16 protein-coding genes are annotated in these 18,054 nt (G+C 71.2%); 3 read left to right on the top strand and 13 right to left on the bottom strand.

From position 1 onward, the window contains the following. Positions 1-49 precede the first annotated feature (49 nt). Positions 50-988, bottom strand: coding sequence for an EamA family transporter (locus PIR02_08655; protein WZH38731.1), 939 nt, complete (start codon positions 986-988; stop codon positions 50-52). A 72-nt stretch (positions 989-1,060) separates the two neighbouring features. Here PIR02_08655 and PIR02_08650 point away from each other — a divergent pair, with 72 nt between their 5' ends. Both PIR02_08650 and pgm read left to right on the top strand, forming a co-directional pair. Continuing rightward, positions 1,061-1,978, top strand: a complete 918-nt coding sequence (locus tag PIR02_08650) for a LysR family transcriptional regulator (GenBank protein ID WZH38730.1) — start codon at positions 1,061-1,063, stop codon at positions 1,976-1,978. A gap of 76 nt (positions 1,979-2,054) precedes the next feature. Further along, positions 2,055-3,701 (top strand): phosphoglucomutase (alpha-D-glucose-1,6-bisphosphate-dependent), encoded by a 1,647-nt coding sequence (pgm, locus tag PIR02_08645; protein ID WZH38729.1) that lies wholly within the window; start codon positions 2,055-2,057, stop codon positions 3,699-3,701. A gap of 618 nt (positions 3,702-4,319) precedes the next feature. Here pgm and PIR02_08640 read toward each other — a convergent pair. Next, positions 4,320-5,366 (bottom strand): NAD(P)-dependent alcohol dehydrogenase, encoded by a 1,047-nt coding sequence (locus tag PIR02_08640; protein ID WZH38728.1) that lies wholly within the window; start codon positions 5,364-5,366, stop codon positions 4,320-4,322. Between the two features lie 133 nt (positions 5,367-5,499). Next, complete coding sequence (locus tag PIR02_08635) at positions 5,500-5,949, bottom strand: MarR family transcriptional regulator (GenBank protein ID WZH38727.1); 450 nt, start codon at positions 5,947-5,949, stop codon at positions 5,500-5,502. 46 nt (positions 5,950-5,995) lie between these two features. Between PIR02_08635 and PIR02_08630 the strand changes: the two genes are divergently transcribed. Beyond that, a complete protein-coding gene (locus PIR02_08630; protein ID WZH38726.1) occupies positions 5,996-7,255 on the top strand; it encodes a multidrug effflux MFS transporter in 1,260 nt (419 codons plus the stop codon). Positions 7,256-7,344: 89 nt separating this feature from the next. Here PIR02_08630 and PIR02_08625 read toward each other — a convergent pair whose 3' ends face one another. The 10 genes from PIR02_08625 to PIR02_08580 form a co-directional block, all read right to left on the bottom strand. After that, entirely contained in the window at positions 7,345-8,307 is a 963-nt protein-coding gene (locus tag PIR02_08625) for a sugar kinase (GenBank protein WZH38725.1), read from the bottom strand. Beyond that, positions 8,307-9,146 (bottom strand): 5-dehydro-4-deoxy-D-glucuronate isomerase, encoded by an 840-nt coding sequence (gene kduI / locus PIR02_08620; protein ID WZH38724.1) that lies wholly within the window; start codon positions 9,144-9,146, stop codon positions 8,307-8,309. Before kduI ends, PIR02_08625 begins: the two co-directional genes overlap by 1 nt. A 167-nt stretch (positions 9,147-9,313) precedes the next feature. Next, positions 9,314-10,078 carry a 2-dehydro-3-deoxy-D-gluconate 5-dehydrogenase KduD gene (kduD, locus tag PIR02_08615; protein ID WZH38723.1) on the bottom strand — a complete coding sequence of 255 codons (765 nt, stop codon included), beginning with the start codon at positions 10,076-10,078 and terminating at the stop codon, positions 9,314-9,316. Beyond that, positions 10,075-10,923, bottom strand: a complete 849-nt coding sequence (locus PIR02_08610) for a fumarylacetoacetate hydrolase family protein (protein WZH38722.1) — start codon at positions 10,921-10,923, stop codon at positions 10,075-10,077. The genes kduD and PIR02_08610 overlap by 4 nt, the downstream gene beginning before the upstream one ends. Continuing rightward, on the bottom strand, positions 10,920-12,104 hold the full coding sequence (locus PIR02_08605) for a glycoside hydrolase family 88 protein (protein ID WZH38721.1): 1,185 nt from the start codon (positions 12,102-12,104) through the stop codon (positions 10,920-10,922). Before PIR02_08605 ends, PIR02_08610 begins: the two co-directional genes overlap by 4 nt. 19 nt (positions 12,105-12,123) lie before the next feature. Continuing rightward, positions 12,124-12,798 carry a ferredoxin-NADPH reductase gene (locus tag PIR02_08600; GenBank protein WZH38720.1) on the bottom strand — a complete coding sequence of 225 codons (675 nt, stop codon included), beginning with the start codon at positions 12,796-12,798 and terminating at the stop codon, positions 12,124-12,126. Between the two features lie 3 nt (positions 12,799-12,801). After that, positions 12,802-13,716 (bottom strand): carbohydrate ABC transporter permease, encoded by a 915-nt coding sequence (locus tag PIR02_08595; protein WZH38719.1) that lies wholly within the window; start codon positions 13,714-13,716, stop codon positions 12,802-12,804. Then, positions 13,716-14,666 carry a sugar ABC transporter permease gene (locus tag PIR02_08590; protein ID WZH38718.1) on the bottom strand — a complete coding sequence of 317 codons (951 nt, stop codon included), beginning with the start codon at positions 14,664-14,666 and terminating at the stop codon, positions 13,716-13,718. Before PIR02_08590 ends, PIR02_08595 begins: the two co-directional genes overlap by 1 nt. A 75-nt stretch (positions 14,667-14,741) precedes the next feature. Then, positions 14,742-16,043 carry an extracellular solute-binding protein gene (locus PIR02_08585; GenBank protein ID WZH38717.1) on the bottom strand — a complete coding sequence of 434 codons (1,302 nt, stop codon included), beginning with the start codon at positions 16,041-16,043 and terminating at the stop codon, positions 14,742-14,744. Further along, positions 16,040-18,052 carry a DUF2264 domain-containing protein gene (locus PIR02_08580; GenBank protein ID WZH38716.1) on the bottom strand — a complete coding sequence of 671 codons (2,013 nt, stop codon included), beginning with the start codon at positions 18,050-18,052 and terminating at the stop codon, positions 16,040-16,042. Before PIR02_08580 ends, PIR02_08585 begins: the two co-directional genes overlap by 4 nt. Between the last annotated feature and the right edge of the window lie 2 nt (positions 18,053-18,054).

Here is an 18,054-nt window from a genome sequence, read left to right as displayed (position 1 = left end):
GGGCCGGGGCGGGCGGTCGAGGTGGGCCGTCGAGGTGGGCCGGACGCGGTCAGCGGGTCGGCCGCGGGAGCACGCCGCCCGTGTCGCTGTCTCTCGCCCCGTCGCGCCGACGGGCCCGCGGCGGAAACGCGACGGTCGTCACGAGCACGCCCGCCACCAGCACCACCCCGCCGATGATCTCGGCCGGTGCCGGGACCTGGCCGAGCAGGGCCGCCGCCGCGGTCATCGCCACGACCGGTGCGAGGAGCACCCAGGGCACGACCGCCGCCGAGGGGTTGCGGGCGAGCAGGCCGTTGAACACGGCGTACCCCACGAGAGTGCAGAGCCCCGCGGTGTACACGGTCGACAGCACCGCGGCGACGCCGAACGATCCGAGACCCGCCCCGATGGCCGCGGGCCCTTCGATCACGAGCGAGAGGCCGAGAGCGGGCACGGGCACGACGAGCGCCGACCAGACGGTCAGCGACAGCGCACCGAGCGGCCCGCGGCCCGTCACCACTCCTGCGCGACGCGAGATGACGTTGCCCACGGCCCACGACAGCGCCGCGGCGAGCGCGAGGGCGACGGCGAGCGCGGGCGCCGCGCCTCCTCGCCCGACTGCCACCACGGCCAGCCCCACCACGCCGAGTGCCACGCCCAGCGCCTGACCGCGGGTCGGGCGTTCGCGGAGCACTCCCGCCGCGATCAGCGCCGTGAACACGGCCTGCGCCTGCAGCAGGAGCGCCGCGAGTCCGGGCTGCAGCCCCAGGGCGAGGGACGTGTACAGCAGAGCGAACTGTCCGAGGCTCATGAAGAGCCCCACGCCGATGACGGTGCGCCAGGATGCCACCGGGCGCGGCACGATCACGACGAACAGCGACACCACGGCGAACCGGATCGCGACGAACAGCAGCGGGGGGATCCCACGCATGCCCCACTCGATCACGAGGAAGTTGAAGCCCCAGGCGGCGGCGACCCCGGCCGCCAGCATCATGTCGCGTCTGCTCACGACGTCAGTCCAGCGGCATCCACCGTGAAGCACCAGCGATGGTTCTTTCACAAGACGCGGTAGCTTTTCTGCATGATCGATCTCGAGGCCGTCCGTTCGCTGCGCGCCGTCGCGCAGGAGGGGAGCGTGTCGGGCGCGGCGACCGCTCTCGGGTTCACGCCCTCGGCCGTGTCGCAGCGGATCAAGCGCCTCGAACGAGAGACGGGTGTCGCCCTGCTCGAGCGGGTCGGCCGCGGCGTCGCCCTCACCGATGCCGGGACGCACCTCGTCGTGGGGTCGACGCCCATCCTCGCGGAGATCGAGAAGCTGCGGGCCGATCTCCAAGCCAGCGCCACCACGACCGGGGCGGTCAGCGGAGACCTCCGGCTCGCGGCGTTCTCGACGGTGGTGCGGGGCGTGGTCGCTCCCCTCCTGGTCGACCTCGCCTCGCACCACCCCGACCTTCGGCTCCTGGTCCGCGAGAGCGAGCCCTGGGAGACGATCGCGCTCGTCGCCTCCGGCCAGCGCGATCTCGGTATCGCGCACCAGTGGGGCGGTGTCGCCCTCGCGATCCCCGACAATCTCGTCGTCACTGCGCTGTTCACTGACGTCGCCGACGTCATCGTGCATCGAGACCATCCACTGGCCGACCGCGACCTCGTGCGCCCCGCCGATCTCGCCGACGAGGCGTGGGTCGCGACCTTCGAGACCACGATCTGCCGCCAGTGGCTACGGCGGTTGTTCGACGGGGTCGGCAACGCCCCGCGCGTGGTCTACGAGTCGATGGAGTTCGAGACCCACCTCGAACTCGCGCGAACGGGGCGGGCGGTCGCTCTCGTCCCTCGCCTGGGGCGCGCGCCCCTCGGCGACGACCTCGTCGCCATCCCCACCATCGACCCCGCCTCGACGCGCGACGTCGTCGCCGTGCATCGACGGTCGCAGTCGGACTCTCCGGCGCTGCGCGTGGCCCTCGAAGCCCTCATCGCCGCGGGGCACCCCGCGGAGCGCTGACGCGCATCGGCGTCGGATTCACCGAGAATGTGTCGCCGCGTGTGCGCATGTCGGACGCAGCGGGCAGACTGGGCGCATGAGCAGTCGCGCAGGGCAGCCCGCAGAGGCATCCGATCTCATCGACATCGACGAACTGATCGCGGCGTACTACGACCGCAAACCGGATGCCACGGTGCCGGAGCAGCGCGTCGCGTTCGGCACGAGCGGCCACCGCGGATCGTCGCTGAGCACGAGCTTCAACGAGGACCACATTCTCGCCACCACCCAGGCGATCGTCGACTACCGCGCGGCACAGGGCATCACCGGTCCCCTCTTCCTCGGCCGCGACACCCACGGCCTGTCCCTGCCGGCCGAGCGCAGCGCCATCGAGGTGCTCGTCGCCAACGGTGTCGACGTGCGGGTCGACGCGCGCGACGCGTGGGTGCCCACCCCGGCCCTCAGCCACGCGATCCTCACCTACAACCGCGGCCGGGCGACCGGTGACCCGGGTCGCGCCGACGGCATCGTCGTCACCCCGTCGCACAACCCTCCGCGTGACGGCGGCTTCAAGTACAACCCCCCGCACGGCGGTCCCGCCGACACCGACGCCACGGGCTGGATCGCCGACCGTGCCAACGCGCTGATCACCGCAGGCCTCGAGGGTGTCCAGCGCACCCCGCACGCCGACATCGACCTCGACGGTCTCGGCCAGTACGACTTCCGTGACGCGTACGTGCGGGATCTGGCATCCATCATCGACATCGACGCGATCAAGAACGCCGGCGTGCGCATCGGCGCCGACCCGCTGGGCGGGGCATCGGTCGAGTACTGGGCACTCATCGCCGAGGTCTATGGGCTGAACCTCACCGTCGTGAACCCCGAGGTCGACCCGACGTGGAAGTTCATGACGCTCGACTGGGACGAGAAGATCCGCATGGATCCGTCGTCGCCGTCGGCGATGGCCTCGCTCGTCGCCGCGCGCGCCGATTACGACATCCTCACCGGCAACGACGCCGACGCCGACCGCCACGGCATCGTCACCCCCGACGCCGGGCTCATGAACCCCAACCACTACCTCGCCGTCGCGATCGACTACCTGTTCTCGCACCGCCCGAGCTGGCCCGCCGATGCGGCCGTGGGCAAGACGCTCGTGTCGTCGATGATCATCGACCGCGTCGCCGCGTCGCTCGGGCGTCAGCTGCTCGAGGTTCCCGTCGGCTTCAAGTGGTTCGTACCGGGCCTGCTCGACGGCTCCGTCGCCTTCGGCGGTGAGGAGTCGGCCGGAGCGTCGTTCCTCCGCAAAGACGGAACCGTCTGGACCACCGACAAAGACGGCATCCTGCTCTGCCTGCTCGCCGCCGAGATCCTCGCCGTCACCGGCAAGACGCCCTCGCAGCGGTACGCGGAGCTCGAGGCCGAGTTCGGCGCCTCGGCGTACCAGCGCGTCGACGCTCCCGCGACACCCGCGCAGAAGTCGGCGCTGTCGAAGCTGTCTCCGGATGCCGTCACCGCCACCGAGCTCGCCGGCGAGCCCATCACCGCGAAGCTCTCGCACGCGCCCGGCAACGGCGCAGCGATCGGGGGCCTGAAGGTCCAGACGGAGTCGGCCTGGTTCGCCGCGCGCCCCTCGGGCACCGAAGACGTCTACAAGCTGTACGCCGAGTCGCTCCGCGGCGAGGACCACCTCCGCGAGGTGCAGGAGGAGGCCCGCGCGGTCGTCTCCGCGGCGCTCGGTCAGGCGTAACGCGGTCGTCGAAGCGGCGTCGTCCTTCGGGGCGGCGCCGCTTTCGCGTACGTGGGGGGCGCGCGGGCAGTGCGCGGACCGTCAGGCGGACTCCATGGGCGACACGCCGGCACCGCGGCCCCGGCCGCGGCGAGTCGGGCACGAACTCCGCACGACGGCACAGCACGGGGGATGCCACGGCCCCGGCGAACCGGAAACGTCGCGGCCACGGCATCCGGAACCGCCGACCGTCAGGCGGACTCCACGGGCGACACGCCGGCACCGCGGCCCCGGCCGCGGCGAGTCGGGCACGAACTCCGCACGACGGTACGGCCCGGACCGCGGCCCCGGCCGGGCACCAAGGACGGCGGTGTGCAGCCCGGCGACACAGGGACGGGCGGGCCGACGAGCGTCAGGCGGGCCGACGAGCCGTCAGGCGGATTCGGTGACGACACCCCGGGCCACCGGGGTCCCCAGCCGGCGTGTCGGGCGAGAACTCCGCGCGACGGTACGCGCGCGGGCGGGCGGAGGCAGGACGTGGACAGGAACGCCTCGGGGAGGGATGCCACGGCCCCGGCACTCGGAAGAACGTGGGGGCCGTGGCATCCGGGGCCGAAGCCCGGGCCGGGAGGGCCGGGATCAGGCCGGGGCGAACGTCTTCGCGTCGATGACGAAGCGGTAGCGGACGTCGCTGTTCAGGACGCGCTCGTAGGCCTCGTTGATCTGGTCGGCCGAGATGAGCTCGGTCTCAGGCGCGATGCCCTTCTCGGCGCAGAAGTCGAGCATCTCCTGGGTCTCACGGATGCCGCCGATCGACGAACCGGCGAAGGAACGGCGGTTGGTGAACAGCGTGAAGACCTGGATGGGCAGCGGCTCCGGCGGGGCGCCGACGTTCACCATCGTGCCGTTGAGCGTGAGGAGCCCGAGGTACTTCCGCAGCTCGAGCGGGGCGCTCACGGTGTTGATGATGAGGTCGAAGTGCTTCTTCAGCTTCTCGAAGGTCTCTTCGTCCTTCGTCGCGTAGTAGTGGTCGGCGCCCATCTTCAGGCCGTCGTCCTTCTTGCTGAGCGTCTGCGAGAGCACGGTGACCTCGGCGCCCATGGCGTGGGCGATCTTGACGGCCATGTGACCGAGACCGCCGAGGCCGACGATCGCGACCTTCTTGCCGGGGCCGGCGTTCCAGTGGTTGAGCGGGGAGTACGTCGTGATACCCGCGCACAGCAGGGGCGCGGCCTTCTCGTACGGGATCGACTCGGGAACCCGCAGCACGAAGTGCTCGTCGACGACGATCTTCTCGCTGTAGCCGCCCTGGGTGATGGTCCCGTCGACGTCCTTGCCGGCGTACGTGCCGATGTTGCCCTTCTCGCAGTACTGCTCCTCGCCCGCGAGGCAGTTGTCGCACTCGCGGCACGAGTTGACCATGCAGCCGACGCCGACGCGGTCGCCGACCTTGTGCGTGGTGACGTCTGCGCCGACCTCGGCGACCGTGCCGACGATCTCGTGGCCGACGGTCAGGGGGTAGGGGACGTCGCCCCACTCGCCGCGGATGGTGTGGATGTCGGAGTGGCAGATGCCGGCGTAGGCGATGTCGATGAGGACGTCCTTCGGGCCGACGTCACGACGCTCGATGGTCGTGGGCTCGAGGGGCGAGGTCGCGGACGACGCCGCGTAGGCGTTGACGTGCATGGGTCTCCTCAGGAGGGTCGATGCGGATGCATCCATCCTCCCCCTCGCCGAACCCGCACGGCACCGCCTTGCACGGATGTGCGGGAGGTGTCACGCGCGCGGATGCGTCTCGACGGATGCCGGTGCACCTCGCTTACGACGACGCGGGGCCACGGAGGTTCTCGTCGATGCGCGCCAAGACCCGCGCCGCGACGAGCACATCGCGCTCGTCGCCCCCGAGGGCAGCACGGAGCCGCTCCGCCCAGTGCGCGTGGAGTCGTGCGATGCTGCGCTCGGCGACGGGGGTGGCGTGAAGATGCACGGCGCGCCCGTCGAGAGGTTCGGTGCGGCGCTCGACCATTCCCTTGGCGACGAGGGACCGCAGTGCGACGCTGCAGTTGCTCCGCTGAAGAGCCGTCGCCTGAGCGACCTCGCTGGGGGACGTGCCGGGGTTGCGGTGCACCCAACGCATGACGAGGGCCTCGGTGCCCGTCAACGGGATGATGTCGAGCGCGTGCGGCCCGTGCGGATCGAGTTCGCGACCGACGCGGAGCACGATGTCGGCGAAGTCGGCGAGCGCGCGATCGGGCACAACGGAAGCCATTCCGTCACTGTACAGCGCTCACGTATTTAGTTATGATTTAATAATCATGACGACCGACACCGGATCTCTTCGCGCCTCGACCGCGGCACCCTCGCCGCGGGGCATCACCGCCCCTCTCCTACTCGTCCTGGGCCTGCTCAGCGCGGTCGCCCCGTTCGCGACCGACCTCTACCTGCCCGCTTTCCCGCTCATTGCCACCGATCTCGGCGCCTCGGCGTCGACGGTCCAGCTCACCCTCACGGCGTTCCTTCTCGGGGTGACGGCGGGCCAGCTCGTCTTCGGACCCCTGTCGGATCGGTTCGGTCGCGTGCCGCCGCTCGTCCTCGGAGCCCTCCTGTGTGTGATCGCCAGCGCGGTGGCCGCCATGGCGCCGGATGCCACGACCCTGATCGTCGCCCGCCTCCTGCAGGGATTGGGCGGTGCGGCGGGCATGGTGATCGGCCGTGCCGTCGTGTCGGACCTGGCGACCGGCAAATCCGCGGCTCGCGCGTTCTCGCTGATGATGATCGTCGGCGGGGTGGCGCCGGTGGTCGCACCGCTCATCGGCGGCGCCCTGACGGCGCCCCTCGGGTGGCGGGGGCTGCTGGCGGTCGTGCTCGGCCTCTCGATCGTGATGCTCGTCTGCATCCTGATCGTCGTGCGAGAGACCCACCCCCGCTCCCGCCGCACTGCCGTGCGCGCTCAGCGCGTCGACGGCGACTCTCCCCTGCGCGCCCTGCGATCGCGCGCGTTCGTGGGATACACGACCGTGTTCGCCTTCGCGTTCGCGGTGATGATGGCGTACATCTCGGCATCCCCGTTCCTGTACCAGGGGCTGCTCGGTCTCGACGCCGTCGGCTACGGTCTGGCGTTCGGCCTGAACGCCCTCGCCCTGGTCATCGTCAGCGCGCTGTCGACGAGGCTCACCGCGACCCGGTCGGTGGAGAGCGTGCTCACCGTCGGTATCGTCGTCGTCGTGTCGTCGGCGGTGGCCTTCGCCCTGCTCGTCGCGTTCGCGGCGCCGGTGTTCTGGCTGGCCGTCCCCCTCTTCACCGTGGTCGGGTCACTGGGCCTCGTCTTCGGGAACGCGACATCGCTGGCCCTCGATGCGGTCCCCCGCGCCGCGGGGAGCGCGTCGGCGGTTCTCGGCGCCGCGCAGTTCGGCCTGGCCGCTGTCGTGTCTCCCCTCGTCGGCATCGGAGGCGAGGACACCGCGGCTCCCCTGGCGATCGTCATGCTCGCGTCCGCCGCGACCGCCGCGGGCGCCTTCGCGGTCGCCCACCGGCGGTCCGGCCCGTCGAGGGTCGCGGGAGGAGACGACCTCTGACGCGGGCGCGGCGTCTGCCCCGCGCGGGCGGGCACTCCCGCCCGATCAGACGGCGCGCGAGAGCGAGGCGGCGCACCCCGGGATTCCGTCTAGGGACGGGCGTCGTCCAGGGAGTCACCGAAGGTCCGCAGCGTGAGCGCTGCTCGTTCATGCCCGGCGGTCAGGCGACCGACGACGTCGAGCCCGTGCGCGCGGGCGGCGAGATAGCCGCCGGCGAAGGCGTCACCGGCGCCGACGACGTCGAGCACCTCGACACGCAGGGCGGGGACGAAGCTCCGCACGGCACCGACGAAGGCGGTCGCCCCCACGTCGCCGTCTTTCACGACGAGCTCGGGCACCTCGGGCAGGAGCCCCTGCACGTCGGTGTCGCGGGGTGCCCCCCAGAGCGCCTCGGCCTCGTCGCGCCCGACGAACACGACGTCCGCGCGTGCCGCGAGGTCGAGGAGGACGGGGCCCGCCGTCGCCGCCGTCCAGAGCGCGGCACGGTGGTTGACGTCGAAGCTCACCGTGACGCCCGCTGCTCGCGCGCGCTCCATCGCCGCGACCAGGAATGCCCGCGCCGACGCCGACAGGGCCGCCGTGATGCCCGACACGTGCAGCACGTCGACGTCGTCGAGGACGAGGCCGGCGGCATCCGTTTCCTGAAGAGCGGATGCCGCGGACCCGCGCCGGTAGTACCGCACACCCCAACCCGGGTCTTTGACGTAGAGGCCGGTGGGGCGCTCAGGATCGCGCACGACGCTCGACACGTCGACCCCGCGAGACGCGATCTGACGCAGCACGCGGTCGCCGAGCGGGTCGACGCCGAGGCGGCTGTGCCAGCGCGCCGTCATTCCCGCGGCCGCCGCATGAGCGGCGACGTTCGACTCCGCGCCGCCCGCATCGACGAGGAACGCGGTGGCGTCGACCACGCCTGCGCCGTCGGAGGGTGCGAGCATCGCCATCGTCTCTCCGACGGCGAGAAGCACGGCGGGCGCGCCGGTGACGATGCGAGACACCGATCCGCGACCCCCGGCCGCAGTGGGGGTCGCGCCCCGTGACGCACCGCCCATCAGCGCAGGTCGGTGATGGGCGCGGCATCCATGTCGTCGAAGGCCTGGTTCTCGCCCGCCATCGCCCAGACGAACGAGTACGCCGCGGTACCGACACCCGAGTGCAGCGACCAGCTCGGCGAGATGACGGCCTGGCGGTCGCCGACGATGAGGTGACGCGTCTCGTCGCGCTCGCCCATGAGGTGCACGACACGCGCGTCTTCGGGGACGTCGAAGTAGAGGTAGCACTCGGTGCGACGGTCGTGGGTGTGCGCGGGCATGGTGTTCCACATCGAGCCGGGGTGCAACGCGGTCACCCCCATCACGATCTGGCAGCTCTTCACGCCGTTCTCGTGGATGTACTGGTTGAGGGTGCGGCGGTTGCTGGTGAGCTGGTCGCCGAGCTCGCGCACGGTCCCTTCACCCGGCGATACCAGGGCCGCGGGGTAGGCCGTGTGAGCGGGCGCCGAGAAGAGGTAGAACTGCGCGCCCGCCCCCTCCGAATCGGCGAACACCACATCGCGGATTCCGCGGCCGAGGTACAGGCACGCACCGGTGACGAGCTCGTAGACCTCGCCGTCGGCGGTGACTGTGCCGGTGCCGCCGACGTTCACGATGCCGATCTCTCGGTGCTCGAGGAAGAAGTCGCTGCGGATCTCGGGGTAACCGGTCAGCGGCAGGTCACGACCCGCGGGCACCGCTCCACCGAGGACGATGCGGTCGTGGTGCGTGTACGTCAGGCGCACCTCCCCGGGGACGAACACGTCATCGATGAGGAAGCGCTCACGCAGGTCGGCGGTGTCCATGCCGGGGATCTGCTCGGGGTGGGTCGCGTAGCGCTGGGGGATGGAGGCGGTCATGCGGTTCTCCTGGGGTCGAGCCCGGCGGGCCGGGGCGGGGCGGGTGGCGCTCGGTCGAGCGCGAGGCGGGGCGGTCGGGAAGCGCTCGGGGTCGAGCGCGGCGTGGGCGGGGGGCGGGGACCCGCGGTGGGTCGAGCGGGCGGCGCGCGGGCGGTCGAAGGGTCAGGTCACCGCACGAGCCACCCGCCGTCGACGGGGATCACGGCCCCGGTGACGTAGGCGGCGGCATCGGATGCCAGGAAGACGAACGCGCCCTGCAGGTCGCCCGGCGTGCCCCATCGTCCGGCGGGGATGCGCGCGAGGATCGACGCCTCGCGGTCGGCGTCGGCGCGGATGGGCGCGGTGTTGTCGGTGGCCATGTAGCCCGGGGCGACGGCGTTCACCGTGACGCCGGAGGCCGCCCATTCGTTCGCGAGCGCCTTGGTGAGGCCCGCCACCGCGTGCTTCGAGGCGGCGTAACCCGGAACGAGGATGCCGCCCTGGAACGACAGCATCGAGGCGACGTTGACGATACGGCCCCACCCCTGCGCGATCATGCGTCGCCCCGCGGCCTGGGAGAGGTGGAACACCGCGTCGAGGTTGACGGCGAGCACGTCGTCCCAGTCTTGGGCGCTGTGCTCGGCGGCGGGCGCACGACGGATGGTGCCGGCGTTGTTGACGAGGATGTCGACGCGGCCCAGCGCGTCGGCGGCCTCGTCGATCGCGGCGGCCAGCTCGTCGCGCGAGGCCGAGACGAAGTCGCGGTGGATCGCGTGCACGCGACGCCCGAGGCCGCGGGCGAGCTCGGCGGTGTGCGCCGCGTCGCCGCGGTCGATGAGCACGAGGTCGGCGCCCGCCTCGGCGAGGGCGAGGGCCGCCCCCTGACCGAGCCCACGGCTCGAGCCGGTGACGACGGCGACGCGGCCGTCGAGGCGGAAGGTGTCGAGGATCATGCGGAGACTCCCGAGGGTGCGATGAAGGTCGTGGTGAGCTCGCCGATGCCCGCGACACGGACGATGACCGCATCGCCGGGGGCGAGGGGCCGATGCGCGTCCTGCGCGCGGGCGAGCTTCTGCGGGGTCCCGGTCGAGATGACGTCCCCGGGGTCGAGGGTGAGCACCTGACTCAGGTAGTGCACGACGAAGGCGACCGAGAAGATCGTCGTCGCCGTCGACTGCGAGACGGTCACCTCGCCATCGCGGACGACCTCGACCACCAGGTCTCGCGGGTCGACCTCGTCGGCCGTGACCATCCAGGGCCCGAGCGGAGCGAACCCGTCGAAGCACTTGCCGAGCGCCCACTGACTCTGTCGGCGCTGCCACGACCGGTCGGACACATCGTTGAGCAGCGTGTACCCGGCGACATACGACAGGGCGTCATCGAGAGCGACGCCATGGGCGCGCCGACCGATGACGACCGCGATCTCGCCCTCGTAGTCGACGTCGTCGGCGACCGCCGGCACCACGACCGGGTCGTTCGGTCCGCCGAACGTGTTCGGGGTCTTCACGAAGACGTCGGGAGTGGACGGGTCGTCGGCGGTCGGATCGACGCCGTCGGGCACGTGTCCGCGGTAGTTGTAGCCGAGACAGAGCATCGTGCGCGGCACCACGGGCGCGCGCAGCGCCGCGGTGTCGAGGGGCGGCAGGGTCTCGGCATCCGTGGTTCGGATCAGATCCCGGATGCCGTCGAGCTCGGCGAAGAGCTCGGGGAGCGGGCGCGGGCCGAGGTCGAGCATGCGGTCGCCGCCGGAGCCCTCCAGCACGGCGACCGAGCGATCGCCGACGCGCGCGAGCCTCACCACACCGGCCGCCAGTCGGGCCGGGAAGCGCGGGCGAGGGCCTCGAAGTAGAAGTAGTCGCCCCAGAGCGTGCCCTCGTCGACACCGACGTTCTTCGGCAGGTCGTAGACGCTGTGCAGCAGCACCGTGTCGGCGTCAGCGGCGCGCGCCGGGGTGTACCGGGCGATGAGGGATGCCAGGATGCGGTCGGCCGCGGCCCGCCAGCGCTCGGCGCCCTCGGGGTCGACGTCGGCGAGCTCGTAGAGTCCGCAGACCGCGATCGCGCCCGCCGAGCTGTCGCGCGGGGCGTCGGCACCGTCGTTGTACACGAGGTCCCAGTAGGGCACATCGTCGGCGGGGAGGTGCGCGAGGAAGTACTCGGCGCAGATGCGGGAGGCGTCCAGGAGGTCGCCGTTGCCGGTCGCCCGGTGGTTCATGGCGAAGCCGTAGATGCCCCACGCCTGCCCGCGCGCCCAGCACGAGTCGTCGAAGGCGCCCTGCTCGGTCGCTCCGCGGAGCGGCTCGCCGGTCTCGGCGTTCCAGTAGAAGGTGTGGAAGGTCGAGCCGTCGGGCCGCAGGATGTGCCGACGGAGCTCGGCCGTGTGCCGGGCGACGACCTCGCGGTATCGCTGGTCGCCGGTCTGCTCGGCTGCCCACGTGAGCAGCGGCATGTTCATGAGGCTGTCGATGATCGTGCGACCACGCTGCGCGGGATCGGCGAGGTCGCCCCAGGCCTGGATGATCCCCGCCGAGGGCAGGTAGCGGGTCATGAGGTGGTCGGCCGCGGCGAGCGCGGCGGCACGGGCGTCGTGGTCGTCGAGCAGGCGCTCGGGCGCGACGCACGACAGCGTGTAGAGGAAGCCCAGATCGTGGGTGTCGAGGTCGTCTCCCTCGCGCACGCGGCGACCGAAGTCCGCAGCGTGGTCGAGGGCGGCATCCCGGTACACGTCGTCACCGGTGAGCTCGTAGGCGATCCACTGCATGCCGGGCCAGAAACTGGTCGTCCATCCCCGGTTCGCTCCCTCGGCGAAGCCGGGGACCGCGGGGCGCAGGGCGTAGCGGTTGTCGCTGGTCGTGTCGTCGGGGTAGCGCGGGCCGAAGGCGTCGATGTTGGCGCGGACGGTGGCGAGCACCTGCGCGATGGCGCGGTCGGTGTCGACGCGGGCGGTGCCCACTCCGGTGGCGGGAGGCGAGGTCGTCATGCGGGGGAAGTCCTTCGGTTCAGACGGCGGCGACGGAGGCGTCGGCCGGAAGCACGGGGCGGAGGGCGTAGCGGGCATTCGCCCACACCAGGTAGAGGGCGGGCGCGGCGGTGAGACCGAGAGCCAACGCGGGAGAGGTGACGAACAGGGCCGCTTGACCGGCGACGACCAGCAGGCTCACCGCGCTGAGGTACCAGCGGCGAACCGCCAGGACCACGGCCGTCTGCAGGAGCACCCGCAGCGGCGTGCCGGGAGCCTCGGTCAGCGCGGTGAGCGCCACCGGCGCGGTGGCCAGCACGAGCAGGGCGACCGTGCCGCACAGCGGCACGACGACGACGGCCCAGGATGCCGCGGACACCACGCGCACGTCGACGAGCACGATCGCGACGACGGCGGACACGAGGGCGCCCACGGCGAGGGCCTTCCCCGCGGTGCGCCGCCACCCGGCCCAGAAGGCCCGGGCCACGCGCCCCTCCCCCAGCCCGTGAGCACGGAAGGCGGTCAGTGCCCCGGCCACAGCGGGGGCGCACAGCGGTGCCGCGATCACCAGCAGGGGCCAGGAGACGGTCGGGTCGGTCGTCAGCAGTAGGAACACCAACGGAGCACAGCCGACGAGCAGCAGCGCGTTGACCATCAGACCGAGGTAGACCGTGGCGAAGATACTCGCGTACGTGTCGTGAGAGATGCGGCGCACGGCTCAGCCCTTCATCCCGCTGGTGGCGATGCCCTCGACGAAGTACTTCTGCCCGAGGAGGAAGACGACCGCGATCGGCACGACCGACATCGTGAGCCCCGCGAACAGCAGCGCGTAGTTGGCGTCGTACAGGGTGCTGACGAAGCTCTGGAGGCCGAGCTGGATCGTCCACAGGTCGGGGTTGCGCAGGTAGATGAGCGGTCCCAGGTAGTCGTTCCACGTGCTGACGAAGGTGAGCATCGTCAGGCTCGCGATCGCGGGGATCGACAGGGGCAGCATGATGCGCGCCCAGATGCCGTACTCGCTCAGACCGTCGAGGCGGGCGGCCTCGGACAGGTCTTCGGGGATCGTGTCGTAGTACTGCTTCATGAGGAACACCCCGAACGCACCGAACGCCTGGATGAGGATGATCGCCCAGAGGGTGTTCGACACCTTGACGTTCGAGAGCAGGATGAACTGCGGGATCATGTACGACTGCCACGGCACGGCGATCGTGCCGATGTAGACGAGGAACAGGACGTCGCGCCCCGGGAAGCGCATGCGCGAGAACCCGTAGGCCGCGAACGAGCCGGTCAGCACCTGGAGGAACGTCACCACGACCGCGAGCACGAGGGTGTTGCGGATCCACGTGAGCATGCCGGACTGCGTCCAGATGTCGACGTAGTTGCTCCACACCCACGTCTCGGGGAACCACTTCACCGGCGCGCTGAAGACGTCGTTCGGCGTCTTGAGCGAGCTCATGATCATCCAGAAGAACGGCAGCAGGAGAGCCGCGGCCGCCAGGATCATGACGGCGTAGCCGATGACGCGTCCCACGCGTCGGGCGGGATGGGCACCGGCGATCGGGCGCCGGCGCGGCGGCTTCGCGCCCGCGGTGACGAGCGTGCGGGTCGCGTCGGGGACGAGGAGATCGGTCATCAGGCGTCCCGCTTCTTGTTGAGGAAGAACTGCACGAGCGTCACGACGATGCACAGGAGGAACAGCACGATCGAGGCCGCGGAGGCGTACCCGAACTGGTTCTCCTGGAAGCCCTTCTGGTAGATGAACTGCGAGAGCACGAGCGTGGACTGCCCGGGGCCGCCCTGGGTCATCACGAGGATCAGGTCGAAGATCTTGAACGAGTTGATCGTGAGCATGACCGTGACGAAGAACGTCGTCGGGCGCAGGCACGGCAGCGTGACGTTGACGAACCGCTGCCAGACGTTCGCGCCGTCGACGCGCGCCGCCTCGTGCAGCTCGCGCGGCACGGTCTGCAGCCCCGCGAGGAAGAGGATCATGTAGTAGCCCATGTCTCGCCACGTGCTGATGATGACGACGGCGGGCATGGCCCACTCCGACGAGGTGAGCCATCCGGGCGGGTTCTGCAGACCGAAGAACCGCAGGATCTCGTTGATGGGGCCGTATTCGGGGCTGAAGAGCAGGTTCCACACCACGGCGATCGCGACGATCGAGGTGATGTACGGGAAGAACGCGGCGGTGCGGAAGAACGCCACTCCGCGCAGCTTGTTGTTCAGCAGCAGCGCGAGCCCCAGCGCGACGATCATCGTCAGCGGGATGTGCAGGGCCGCGTAGTACAGCGTGTTGAACAGGGCGATGTGGAAGCTGCCGTCGCCGAGGAGGCGCTGGAAGTTCGCGAGCCCCACGAATGCCGACGACCCGAAGACGTTCCAGTTCGTCATCGACATGTAGAACAGCGTCACGACGGGAACGAGCGTCAGCGCCGCGAAGCCGAGGAAGTTGGGGAGGATGAAGCTCCACCCGATGAGGGTGCTGCGCAGCGTCAGACGGGAGCGGCGGCGCTCGGGTCGTCGCCCGGGTCGACGCCCGGTCTGCGGCGCCGTCCGGCGCGTGTCGGCGATGGTCGCCATGGGGTCTCCAGATCGTGAAGGGATCTCAGGGGTGGCCGGCCCGGGACGGACCCGGGCCGGCCGGCGGAGGGAGCGTCAGCCGACGCCGACCTCGCTCTTGACGCGGTTCTCGGCGGTCGTGATCGCGTCGTCGATCGACGTCGACCCCGACATCACCGCGGTGTGCAGGTCGAGCAGGATGTTCTGCACCGCCGCGGTCTTGGCCGACGTGGGGTTCTCCGGCTTCGTGTCGTGCGACGACCACGCGAACGACGACAGCTCGTCGGTGGGGGCGCCCTTGACCGCGAAGTACGTCTGGGCGACGGTGTCGCTGGTCAGGGCCGGCGTGATGCCCAGACCCGCGAGCACCTGCGCGCCGTCTTCCCCGGCGGCGAAGGCGAGGAACTTCTTCGCGGCGGCGAGCTTGGTGGCATCCGCCGCCTTGTTGATCGCGAAGCCCGTCGGGTCGCCGAAGGTCACCGGGGTCTTCGAGGTGCCGGTCGTCGAGGAGTCGTACTGCGGGATGGGGGCGAAGCCCCACGAGAACGCGTCGGCCTCTCCCTTGGCCTGCTGCGCGATGAGCGTCGCGACGTACCAGGTGCCCATGGGCATCATGGCCGCCTGCTGCTTGCCGAACTCGGCCTGGTAGGTGAGCTTGTTCGCGGTGACGGTGTTGTACTCGACCTGGGCGCCCGCGTCCTGCAGCGCGAGCGAACGCTCGTAGTACGGCTTCAGGTAGCCGAAGTTCCCGTCGAGGATGTCGGCGTCGGGGCTCTGCGCGTTGGCGAAGCCCTGGACGGTCGACTGCCAGCTGTGCTGGTAGGTGCCGAGAGCGGCGGAACCGGCGGCACCGAGCTTCGTGGTCAGCTGCTCGGCCGCCTTCTCGTAGTCGTCCCAGGTCCACGACCCGTCGGGCTCGGCGACGCCGGCCTGCGTGAAGAGGTCTTTGTTGTAGAAGAGCACCCACGAGTCCTGGCGGTAGGGCACGGCCCAGGTGGCGCCGTCGACCTCGTAGGCCCCGGCGCCGCCGATGCCGTCGGGCAGGGTCACGTCGGAGACGTCGGCGAGCTGACCACCGGCCTGGTACGTGATGAAGGTCTTGAGGTTCTTCTGCGTGACGATGTCGGGACCGGTGCCCGCGGCCAAGTCGGCCGTCATGAGGGTGTCGTAATTGGTGGAGTCGTACTCCTTGACCTCGATCGTGATGTCGGGGTTCTCTTCGTGGAAGGTGTCGGCGAGGGCCTGGAACTCCGGCGTGGTGCTGAGGCTCCACCCCGACATCGACAGTGTGACCGGACCGCTCTGGGCGGGGGCCTCGGACGATCCGCCGCTGCAGGCGGTCAACGACAGGGCGGCGACGATGCCCACCCCAGTCGCGACGACGATCTTGCGCTTCATGCGTGCTGCTCCTTTGCGATTGCGTACGGGGCGCCGGTGCGGGCCCGTGAATGCCGGTGCGCCCATCGGGAGGCTCCGGAGTCTGTGAGAGGGGTGCGCGTGCGGTGACCGTCGGGCCAGGTCACGACCGCGGCGGGCTCGTCGCCCTCGATCTCGAGGGAGACCGGAGCGTCGCCGGGGGCCTCGTCACCGGCGAGGGTCACGAGGGCGGCGAACGGCATCCCCACCTCCGCGTCCCAGGTGAGGACCGGGACGGCGGCGACAGCGCCGAGAGGACTGGCGTTGCGGCGGACCACGACGCGCGAGGTGGCATCGGGGGTGAGAGCCCGGATGCCGGAGACCCGGCCCTCCACCCGAACCTCGGCGGTGCCGGTGTCGGTGGCGTGCTGCGGGGTCTCCCCCGCGAGCGGCCAGCCGCCCAGGCGGACGCGCAGGCCGTCGACGTCGAGGCCGGGGGCGAGGGCGTCGATCGAGGCGATGCGCACCTCCCACGCACGCCGCACGAGCGAACGCACCGTCACGCGGCCGAGAGGACGCACGGCACCGGCGAGTCCTGCGCCGTGACGGTGCGTCGTGGGGACGACGTCGACCGTGTGCACGTCCGACGTCGAGGCCGCCACCCCCACGCCGTCGAGCACGTGCGCGCCGAGCGGCCGGAGAGCGGTCCGGTGCGACGCACGGCCGGTCGCGTCGACGAGCGAGACGGACTGCTCCAGCGGATCTGCCCAGGCGAGGTCGTCGAGCAGCGGAAAGGTGGCCGTGGAGTAGCCGAGGCGGGCGTACAGCGGCGAATCGGCCGTGCGGTCGCCGGGGCGGGCCTTGTCGGTCCCGTGGTTGACGACGCGGACGATGCCGTCGGCGCGTGTCCCCGAGACGATCCATCCGGCCGCGGCGACGGTGCGGAGGTCGTCGCCCTCGGCGATCGGCAGCGGTTCGTCGACAGCGCTCCACACGGGGTGATCGGCGGGGAGGACGATGCCCATCAGCCCCTTGACCGCCCAGTAGGGCGAGCCGGGACCGGAGTACGACTGGGCGAGCTCGCGCCACGCACCGTGCCACCCGAGAGTGAGGATGCCGTCGGCGTCGGGCGCGCCGCGCGAGACGAAGTGGTCGACGACGGCACCGGCGGCGTGACGCAGACGCCCCACCCCGGTGGAGGGGACCTCGGCGAGGACACCCGCCCAGAACGGTGCGGCCGCGGCGAAGCGGTAGATGAGGCTGCGGCCCTGGAGCAGCGGCGAACCGTCGGCGCCGACGAGGTGGACGGCGTCGAGGAGGAACCGGTCCAAGCGCGCGACGTCGTCCGTCGTACGGTCGCCGACGAGGTCGGCGGCGCCGGTCATGCGGGGCCACAGCACCGGGTACACGTGCAGCGCCCATCCCACGTAGTGGTCGAAGGCCCGCTCCGTACCGTCGGACAACCATCCGTCGGCGCGGACGAAGGAGTCGTGCCGCGCGAGGTCGGCGGCGATGTCGGCGGCCGACCAGGGGCCTCCCACCGAGCGGAGGAACGTCTCGACGACGATGCGGAACCAGACCCAGTTGGTCTGCGGGTAGGTGCCGTCGCCGACGACCGGGGCGAGGTACGCGATGACCCGCTGACGTGTCGGGGCGTCGAGCGCATCCCAGATCCAGTCGCGCGTGAGGTCGAGCGCGAGGGCGAGGGAGGCGGCTTCGACCTTGGCCTGCGCGTGCTCGTCCATACGCACCCAGCGGTCGGCGGCATCCGGGTCGACGCCGGTCCGCACGCCGTCGGAGAAGAACGCGATCAGGTCGTCGACACCCTCTCCTCGCGCTCCGGCGATGCGGAACGCCGCGAGCAGGAACACCCGCGCGAAACCCTCGAGGCCGTCGACCGCGGCTCCGTAACCGCCCTCGGCGCCGGGGAACACGATGCGTCCGCGGCCCGGGGTCGCGTGCCGCCGCGCGGCGTCGAGCAGCACATCGGCCACGGCGAGCCAGTCGCTACGCTGTCCGCCGGCGAGGCGGGGAAGGGCGGAAGTCGCCACGG

The sequence above is a fragment of the Microbacterium enclense genome, from assembly GCA_038182865.1.
GTDB classification, from domain to species: Bacteria; Actinomycetota; Actinomycetes; order Actinomycetales; family Microbacteriaceae; genus Microbacterium; species Microbacterium enclense_B.
This window is presented reverse-complemented; position numbering and strand designations above follow the sequence as displayed.